The following is an 8,579-nucleotide window of genomic DNA, read 5'->3' as shown; positions in this document are numbered from 1 at the left end:
ACCGAGCTCGGCGGCGACTTCATGTACACGTGGTTTTGCAGCCACAATTCTCCTGTCTGAGGCCTACCCCAGACAGGGCAGGCCGCTAAAAACGGACGGGTCTCATTTCGAGCCGCTCATCGGTCTAGTTGCCACTCATGGGTTCACGGTGCCGTTCAGCCTGTTCTCTAATGTCGATGTGTCGAGGGAGCCCTCGACACGGAGCGCACGCCCGAAAGCACGCCGCGTGACCGCGGTCTGGAAGCATTCGGATGAGGGATGAAGCCAAGCGCCCCGGCCGGGAAGTGAAGCCGTCTCGTCGACGACCAGAACTGTCCCTGTAGGGACGAGGTCCCTGGCCACGACCCTCAGAAGAGAGGATCGCGTGGTGCGCGCGCGACATCCGACGCACGTTCTAACGGGTTCCATCGTACTCCATATTCCCGGGCGGCCGTTCGACGAACCGCCCGGGACTCGCCCGGTGAGGGGCGGTTCAGTCCTCGTCGAGGATCGAATCCGGCTGGATGTCGATCTTCGCGCCCGTGAGCTTGGCGGCCAGACGGGCGTTCTGCCCCTCCTTGCCGATGGCGAGCGACAGCTGGTAGTCCGGCACGAGTGCTCGCACGGCCTTGGTGGCCTGATCGATCACGAAGGCGCTCGACACCTTGGCCGGCGAGAGGGCGTTGGCCACGAAGGTCGAGAGGTCTTCGGAGTAGTCGACGATGTCGATCTTCTCGGCGCCGAGCTCCGAGGTCACGGCCCGCACGCGCTGGCCGAGCTCGCCGATGCACGCGCCCTTGGCGTTGATGCCGGGCTCGGTGGCGCGCACGGCGATCTTCGTGCGGTGGCCGGCCTCGCGGGCGAGCGACACGATCTCGACGACACCCGAGGCGATCTCGGGCACCTCGAGCGCGAAGAGCTTGCGCACGAGCGACGGGTGGGTGCGCGACACGGTGATCGCAGGCCCCTTCGGACCCTTGGCCACGCTCGTGACGTAGACCCGGATGCGCGAGCCGTGCGCGTAGGTCTCGCCCGGCACCTGCTCCTCGGGGGGCATGATCGCCTCGATGGTGCCGAGGTCGACGTGGATCATCCGCGGGTTGGGACCCTGCTGGATGACACCGGCGATGATGTCGCCCTCGCGACCCTTGAACTCGCCGAGCACCTTGTCGTCGCCGATGTCGCGGAGCCGCTGGTTGATGACCTGCTTGGCCGCGAACGCCGCGATGCGGCCGAAGTCGCTCGGGTTCTCCTCGGCCTCGCCGATCACCACGCCGTCCTCGTCGACCTCGGGCACGAAGATCGAGATGTGCCCGCTCTTGCGATCGAGATGCACGCGCGCCGCGGCGGTGCCGTCCTCGGCCGCGGCCGGCCGGTCGGTGTGCTTGAGGTATGCCGTCAGGATCGCCTGCTCGATGATCCCCACGAGTTCCTCGAAGGGAATCTCTCGTTCACGCTCCAGCAAGCGCAAGACGCTGAGGTCGATGTCCACTTCCGGCCTCCTCTGTTCAGATCTGAAGACCGCCGATGTCTCCGGCGGTCAAACGTAGAGACTACCCGAAGCTCGCCGCCACGGCATCCAGGGCGACCTGGGTGCGCTCCCCCGTGGCCCGATCCCAGCGCTCCACCACGCCCTCGGCGACGCCGCGGCCCACGATCACGATCTGCGGCACGCCGATCAGCTCGGCGTCGCCGAACTTCACACCGGGCGAGACCTTGGGCCGGTCGTCGAAGAGCACGTCGAGGCCCTTCGCCTCGAGATCGGCGACGACCTTCTCGGCGGCCTCGTACACCTCGGCATCGCGACCGGTGGCGATCACGTGCACGTCGAAGGGCGCCACGGCGGGAGGCCAGATGAGGCCCTTCGCGTCGTTGTGCAGCTCGGCGATGATGGCGAGGATGCGGGTGATCCCGATCCCGTAGGAGCCCATGGTGACGGTCACGAGCTTGCCGTTCTCGTCGAGCACCTTGAGGCCGAGGGCCTCGGCGTACTTGCGGCCGAGCTGGAAGACGTGGCCGATCTCCATGCCGCGCGCGAGCTCCACGGGTCCGGAGCCGTCCGGAGCGGGGTCGCCCGCGCGCACCTCGGCGATCTCGACGACGCCGTCGGCGGTGAAGTCGCGACCGGCGACGAGGCCGAAGACGTGCTTGCCGTGGGTGTTGGCTCCCGTGATCCAGCCGGAGCCGTCGACCACGCGGGGGTCGACCACGTAGCGGATGCCCGTGCTGCCCTCCTCGCCGAGCACGGCGCCCTCGGGCGACCAGGGCCCGATGTAGCCCTTCACGAGGCCGGGGTGCTTGGCGAAGTCGGCCTCCGTGGCCGCCTCGATCTCGGCGGGCGCGAACGCCACCTCGGCGCGCTTGAGGTCGACCTCGCGGTCGCCGGGCAGGCCGATCACCACGAGCTCGCGGGTGCCGTCGAGCTGGGTGAGGGCGAGCACGACGTTCTTGAGCGTGTCGGCGGCGGTCCAGGCACGGCCGTCGGGTCGCGGATGCGCGCTGTTGGCCCGGTCGACGAGCGTCTGGATGGTCGGGGTGTCGGGGGTGTCGAGCACCTCGGCCGGGGTGAGGCCCTCGAACGAGCGGGACTCGGGCACGAGGGTCGTGAAGGCCTCGACGTTGGCCGCGTAGCCGCCCGCCGAGCGCACGAAGGTGTCCTCGCCCACGGGAGTGGGGTGCAGGAACTCCTCGCTCTTGGAGCCGCCCATGGCCCCGGCGTCCGCCTTGACGATCACGTACTCGAGACCGAGCGCGGTGAAGATCCGCTCGTAGGCGTCGCGCTGCGCCTGGTAGGAGGCGTCGAGGCCGGCGTCGGTGTAGTCGAACGAGTACGCATCCTTCATCGTGAACTCGCGGCCGCGCAGGAGGCCCGCGCGGGGCCGTGCCTCGTCGCGGTACTTGTCCTGGATCTGGTAGATCGCCAGCGGCAGGTCCTTGTAGCTGTTGTAGAGGTCCTTGACGAGCAGCGTGAACACCTCCTCGTGCGTAGGTGCGAGCACGAGCCCGGCGTCCTTGCGGTCGGCGAGGCGGAACATCGCGGGACCGTACTCCTCGTAGCGCCCGGTGGCCTCGTAGGGCTCCTTGGGCAAGAGCGCCGGGAAGTGCACCTCGAAGGCGCCGGCGGCGGCCATCTCCTGGCGCACGATCGCCTCGATCTTCGCCTTCACCCGGAGGCCCAGCGGCAGCCACGCGAAGATGCCGGGCGCCTGGCGCCGGATGTAGCCGGCGCGCACGAGCAGCCGGTGGCTGGTCACCTCCGCGTCGGAGGGATCTTCACGGAGGGTTCTGAGGAAGTACGAAGACAGGCGTGTAGGCACGAGTCGAGTTTAGCGAGTCCTGCACAGCCACCCGGATGCCGCGGGGCCGTCCCCAGAAGCGCCCAGGACGGATCCGGCCTCCCCGCTCACTCTCTACCGTCGACCCATGGACACTCTCACCCAGCTGCGCTCCGCCTCCCCCTACCTGCAGCGCTGCAGCACGCCCATCGGGCGCATCGAGGTCGCGAGCGACGGCGAGGCGGTCACCGCGGTGGCCGTGGAGCACAACGGCGTGCTCCCCCACGACGGCCTCGCCTTCGACTCGAACGCCGTGGCCGACGAGGCGGTCGCCCAGCTGCTCGACTACTTCTCCGGGTTCCGCCGACGGTTCACGGTGCCGCTGCTGCACCGGGGCACGCCGTTCCAGGTGGCGGTGTGGCAGGAGCTCGCCGCCATCCCGTGGGGGCACAGCTCCACCTACGGCCTCATCGCCTCGGCCGTGGGCAGGCGCGGATCGGGGCGCGCCGTGGGCGGCGCCATCGCCATGAACCCCACGCCGCTCCTCGTCGGCTGCCACCGCGTGCTCTCGGCCGACGGCCGGGCCACCGGCTGGAGCTGGGGGCAGGGCGTGCGCACCAAGTCCTGGTTGCTGGGGCTCGAGCGCATCCCGCACGAGCTCTGACGGATGGGTTCAGACCTCGAGCACGAGCTCCCCGGCCTCGGAGACCGACAGCCGGTGGCCGTGCTCCACGCCCCAGGAGAGGAGCGAGTCCACGGCGCCGAAGTCGACGCCGTTCTCGACGATCGCGCGCACGAGCGTGCCCTTGCCCTTCTTGTTGAAGTGGTTGAGGGCTCGTGCCACGCCGTCCGGCCCGCGGCTCACGACGCGCAGGAACAGGCTGCCCGCCGGCGCGGGCCCGAGGGCCACGTACGCCTCGGAGCGGAGGTCGAGGATGAGCTCCCCCTCGTGACGGGCGAGCTCCTTCGCCACGGCCGTGGCCCAGCGCGCTTTCACGGAGGGGGCGTCCAGTCGCGAGTCGTGCGAGAGTCGGTACGCCGGGATGGCATCCCCCGCGCCCACGAGGCCGAAGAGCGCGGAGTGGATGCGCACGTGCCGGTCGGCGAAGGCACGCGCCTCCGGCGACAGCGTCTCGGCTCCGAGCGCCTCGTAGAGCACGCCGGTGTAGCGGTCGAGCGCGGGCATCGTCGGCGCCTTGGCCAGCGTCCGGTTGCGCTCGACCTCGAAGGCGAGCTTCTGCCCGAGCTTCAGCCGCTTCATCGTCTCCTCCGGGTCGCGCGCCAGCCGGGAGACGTCGCGCACGAGAGCACGCCGGGTGGCGGTGAAGGCGGGGTGCGACAGGGCGGTGTAGTCCAGCGGAGCCGGGTCTCCCCCGTCGCGCTTGGTCTCGGAGGGAGGCAGGAGGATCAGCACGGCAGACGCCTTTCACGTCGAAGACCGCCGCATCCGGCTCACGAGGAGCGGGATGCGGCGGTCTGGGACCGACGAATCGGTGGAGGTTACTTGATCAGTTCGGCGTCGCGCGCCACGATCGTGACGGTGTCGTTCTCGACCGAGAGGAACCCGTCGTCGGCGCGCGCCACGAGGCGCTCACCGGAGGTGGCGTTCACCCGCACCTCGCCGGCGGCGAGGATCGCGAGCAGCGGCTCGTGACCGGCGAGGATGCCGATCTCGCCCTCGACCGTCTTGGCGATGACCATCGACGCCTCGCCCGACCAGATCTGCTGATCGGCCGACACGACGCTGACGTTCAGAGGAGAGGCCATGATCAGCCGTTCTCCTTCTGGATCTGAGCCCACTTCTCCTCGACGTCGCTGATCGAACCGACGTTGAAGAACGCCTGCTCGGCCACGCTGTCGAAGTCACCCTTGGTGATCGCGTCGAACGACTCGATGGTGTCCTTCAGCGGAACGGTCGATCCCTCGACGCCCGTGAACTTCTTCGCCATGTAGGTGTTCTGCGAGAGGAACTGCTCGATGCGACGTGCACGCGACACGGTCACCTTGTCCTCCTCGGAGAGCTCGTCGACACCGAGGATGGCGATGATCTCCTGCAGCTCCTTGTTCTTCTGGAGGATCTGCTTGACGTTCGTGGCCACGCGGTAGTGCTCGGCGCCCAAGTAACGGGGGTCCATGATCCGGCTGGTGGAGGTCAGCGGGTCGATGGCCGGGTAGAGGCCCTTCGACGCGATGGCCCGCGACAGCTCGGTGGTCGCGTCGAGGTGGGCGAACGTGGTGGCCGGCGCGGGGTCGGTGTAGTCGTCGGCCGGCACGTAGATGGCCTGGAGCGACGTGATCGAGTGACCACGCGTCGAGGTGATGCGCTCCTGCAGAACGCCCATCTCGTCGGCGAGGTTGGGCTGGTAGCCCACCGCGGACGGCATACGGCCGAGCAGCGTCGACACCTCGGAACCGGCCTGCGTGAACCGGAAGATGTTGTCGATGAAGAGCAGCACGTCCTGGTTCTGCACATCGCGGAAGTACTCCGCCATGGTCAGGGCCGAGAGGGCCACGCGGAGTCGCGTTCCCGGCGGCTCGTCCATCTGGCCGAAGACGAGGGCGGTCTTGTCGAACACACCCGCCTCCTCCATCTCGTGGATGAGGTCGTTGCCCTCACGGGTGCGCTCACCGACACCGGCGAACACCGACACACCACTGTGGTTCTGCGCGACGCGCTGGATCATCTCCTGGATGAGCACCGTCTTGCCGACGCCCGCACCACCGAAGAGGCCGATCTTGCCACCGAGCACGTACGGCGTGAGGAGGTCGATCGACTTGATGCCGGTCTCGAACAGCTGAGTCTTCGACTCGAGCTGGTCGAACGCCGGCGGACGGCGGTGGATGGGCCAGCGCTCGGTGATCTCGATGGTCTCGCCGGGCTCCGCGTTCAGCACCTCGCCGATGACGTTGAAGACGCGGCCCTTGGTGACGTCGCCCACGGGAACCGTGATGGCGGAGCCGGTGTCGCGCACCTCCTGGCCGCGGACGAGTCCGTCGGTCGGGTTCAGCGCGATGGCGCGGACGAGGTCGTCGCCGAGGTGCTGAGCGACCTCGAGCGTGATCTCGGTCGAGACGCCCGCGACGTTCAGCGTGGTCTTCAGGGCGTTGTAGACCTCGGGAATCGAGTCGTGCGGGAACTCGATGTCGACAACCGGGCCCGTGACGCGCGCAACACGACCGACGCCGGCCGGCGTCGAGGCCACGACTGGCGCGGTAGCAGTGTCAGTCATTGTGCTTTCTCTTTTCTTCGGTGCTTACTTGGCGGTGGCCAGTGCGTCGGCCCCACCCACGATTTCGGAAATCTGCTGCGTGATCTCACTCTGACGGGCGTTGTTCGCCAGCCGGGTGTAGTCACGGATCAGGTTGTCGGCGTTGTCGCTGGCCGACTTCATCGCCTTCTGACGCGCAGCGTGCTCGGATGCCGCCGACTGCAGCATGGCGTTGTAGATGCGGCTCTCGACGTAGATCGGGAGCAGCTTGTCGAGCACGGTCGCGGCGTCCGGCTCGAACTCGTACAGCGGGTAGACGTCGGTGGACGGGGTCTCGGGGACCTCGCCCTCCACGATCTCCAGCGGCAGCAGGCGGACGACCTCGGGGGCCTGCGTCACCATGCTGACGAACCGGTTGAAGACGAGGTGGATCTCGTCCACGCCGCCCTCCTGGTCGTCGAGGTTGTACGAGCTGACGACGCTCTCGGCGATCTCCTGGGCGGTCTCGATGACCGGCTGGTCGGTGCTGCCGGTCCACGACTTCACGCTGTCGCGCTTGCGGAAGTTGAAGTACGCCACAGCCTTGCGACCCACGAGGTAGTAGGAGACCGTCTTGCCCTCGCTCCGGAGGAGCTCGGCGAGACGCTCGGCCTCCTTGAGCACCGAGGACGAGAAGGCGCCGGCGAGACCGCGGTCCGAGGTGAAGATCACGATCGCCGCGCTGTCGAGCTTCTCGCGCTCGCTCGTGAGCGGGTGGTCGACGTTCGAGTAGGTGGCGACCGCCGAGACGGCGCGGGTGATGGCCCGCGAGTACGGCTCGGAGGCCTTCACGCGCGACAGCGCCTTCTGGATCCGCGACGCGGAGATCAGCTCCATCGCCCGGGTGATCTTCTTGGTCGTCTGGGCCGACTTGATCTTCGACCGGTAGACCCTGAGCTGTGCACCCATGGTTAGCGGCGACCCTTGACGATCTTCTCCTGGCCGACTTCCTCCGCCTTGGTGGCGTCGAACTTCTCGGTGCCGACCGAGGCGAGGGGCTTGCCCTCACCGGTCTGGAACTCGAGCTTGAACTGGTCGATCGCCTTGTCGAGCGCGGCGGTCGTCTCGTCGTCGAGCTTGTTGGTCTCGCGGAGGGTGGTCAGGATCTCGGTGGTGCGCCCGATGTAGTCGAGCAGCTCCGCCTCGAAGCGCAGGATGTCCTCCACGGGCACCTCGTCGAGCTTGCCCTTGGTGCCGGCCCAGATCGAGACGACCTGCTGCTCCACGGGGAACGGCGAGTACTGCGGCTGCTTCAGCAGCTCGGTGAGGCGGGCGCCTCGGGCGAGCTGACGACGCGAGGCCGCATCGAGGTCGGACGCGAACATCGCGAAGGCCTCGAGCGAGCGGTACTGGGCGAGCTCGAGCTTGAGCGTTCCGGAGACCGACTTGATCGACTTGACCTGGGCGTCGCCACCGACTCGCGAGACCGAGATTCCCACGTCGACCGCGGGACGCTGGTTGGCGTTGAAGAGGTCGGACTGGAGGAAGATCTGGCCGTCGGTGATCGAGATCACGTTGGTCGGGATGTAGGCCGACACGTCGTTGGCCTTGGTCTCGATGATCGGCAGGCCGGTCATCGATCCGGCACCCAGCTCGTCGGAGAGCTTGGCGCAGCGCTCGAGCAGACGCGAGTGCAGGTAGAACACGTCGCCGGGGTACGCCTCGCGTCCCGGCGGACGACGGAGGAGCAGCGACACGGCGCGGTAGGCCTCGGCCTGCTTCGACAGGTCGTCGAAGATGATCAGGACGTGCTTGCCGCCGTACATCCAGTGCTGGCCGATGGCCGAGCCGGTGTAGGGGGCGAGGTACTTGAAGCCGGCGGGGTCGGAGGCGGGAGAGGCCACGATGGTGGTGTACTCCATCGCTCCGGCGTCTTCGAGCGCGCCCTTCACCGAGGCGATGGTCGAGCCCTTCTGGCCGATCGCGACGTAGATGCAGCGCACCTGCTTGTCGGTGTCGCCCGACTCCCAGTTGGCCTTCTGGTTGATGATCGTGTCGATCGCGATGGCCGTCTTGCCGGTCTGGCGGTCGCCGATGATGAGCTGGCGCTGGCCGCGGCCGATCGGGATCATGGCGT

The 8,579-nt window shown here is 68.1% G+C and carries 9 protein-coding genes; 1 reads left to right on the top strand and 8 read right to left on the bottom strand.

Annotated features, from left to right (window positions below):
* Positions 1-135: 135 nt before the first annotated feature.
* The 3 genes from Q0D57_RS18390 to Q0D57_RS18380 form a co-directional block, all read right to left on the bottom strand.
* Complete coding sequence (locus Q0D57_RS18390; protein ID WP_291046794.1) at positions 136-408, bottom strand: YlxR family protein; 273 nt, start codon at positions 406-408, stop codon at positions 136-138.
* Positions 409-472: 64 nt separating this feature from the next.
* Positions 473-1,471, bottom strand: a complete 999-nt coding sequence (nusA, locus tag Q0D57_RS18385) for a transcription termination factor NusA (protein WP_291046793.1) — start codon at positions 1,469-1,471, stop codon at positions 473-475.
* A 61-nt stretch (positions 1,472-1,532) separates the two neighbouring features.
* Positions 1,533-3,296: a proline--tRNA ligase gene (locus Q0D57_RS18380; RefSeq protein WP_291046791.1), complete on the bottom strand. Its 1,764-nt coding sequence runs from the start codon at positions 3,294-3,296 to the stop codon at positions 1,533-1,535.
* A gap of 106 nt (positions 3,297-3,402) precedes the next feature.
* Here Q0D57_RS18380 and Q0D57_RS18375 point away from each other — a divergent pair, with 106 nt between their 5' ends.
* Complete coding sequence (locus Q0D57_RS18375; RefSeq protein ID WP_291046790.1) at positions 3,403-3,918, top strand: methylated-DNA--[protein]-cysteine S-methyltransferase; 516 nt, start codon at positions 3,403-3,405, stop codon at positions 3,916-3,918.
* Positions 3,919-3,927: 9 nt separating this feature from the next.
* Here the strand turns inward: Q0D57_RS18375 and Q0D57_RS18370 are convergent, their stop codons facing one another.
* The 5 genes from Q0D57_RS18370 to atpA all read right to left on the bottom strand — a co-directional run.
* The gene (locus Q0D57_RS18370) at positions 3,928-4,668 is read right to left on the bottom strand and encodes a peroxide stress protein YaaA (protein ID WP_291046789.1); all 741 of its coding nucleotides are present in this window, start codon (positions 4,666-4,668) and stop codon (positions 3,928-3,930) included.
* Positions 4,669-4,754: 86 nt separating this feature from the next.
* On the bottom strand, positions 4,755-5,021 hold the full coding sequence (locus Q0D57_RS18365; protein WP_259527217.1) for a F0F1 ATP synthase subunit epsilon: 267 nt from the start codon (positions 5,019-5,021) through the stop codon (positions 4,755-4,757).
* Positions 5,022-5,023: 2 nt separating this feature from the next.
* A complete protein-coding gene (atpD, locus tag Q0D57_RS18360) occupies positions 5,024-6,484 on the bottom strand; it encodes a F0F1 ATP synthase subunit beta (RefSeq protein WP_259527232.1) in 1,461 nt (486 codons plus the stop codon).
* 24 nt (positions 6,485-6,508) lie between these two features.
* Positions 6,509-7,411 (bottom strand): F0F1 ATP synthase subunit gamma, encoded by a 903-nt coding sequence (locus Q0D57_RS18355; protein WP_291046788.1) that lies wholly within the window; start codon positions 7,409-7,411, stop codon positions 6,509-6,511.
* A gap of 2 nt (positions 7,412-7,413) precedes the next feature.
* On the bottom strand, positions 7,414-8,579 hold a 1,166-nt coding region (gene atpA, locus Q0D57_RS18350), incomplete at its 5' end, for a F0F1 ATP synthase subunit alpha (RefSeq protein WP_291046786.1).

This window comes from Herbiconiux sp. (assembly GCF_023264895.1).
Lineage (GTDB): Bacteria > Actinomycetota > Actinomycetes > Actinomycetales > Microbacteriaceae > Herbiconiux.
The sequence above is the reverse complement of the archived record's forward strand: the minus strand, read 5'-3'. Positions and strand labels throughout refer to the sequence as shown.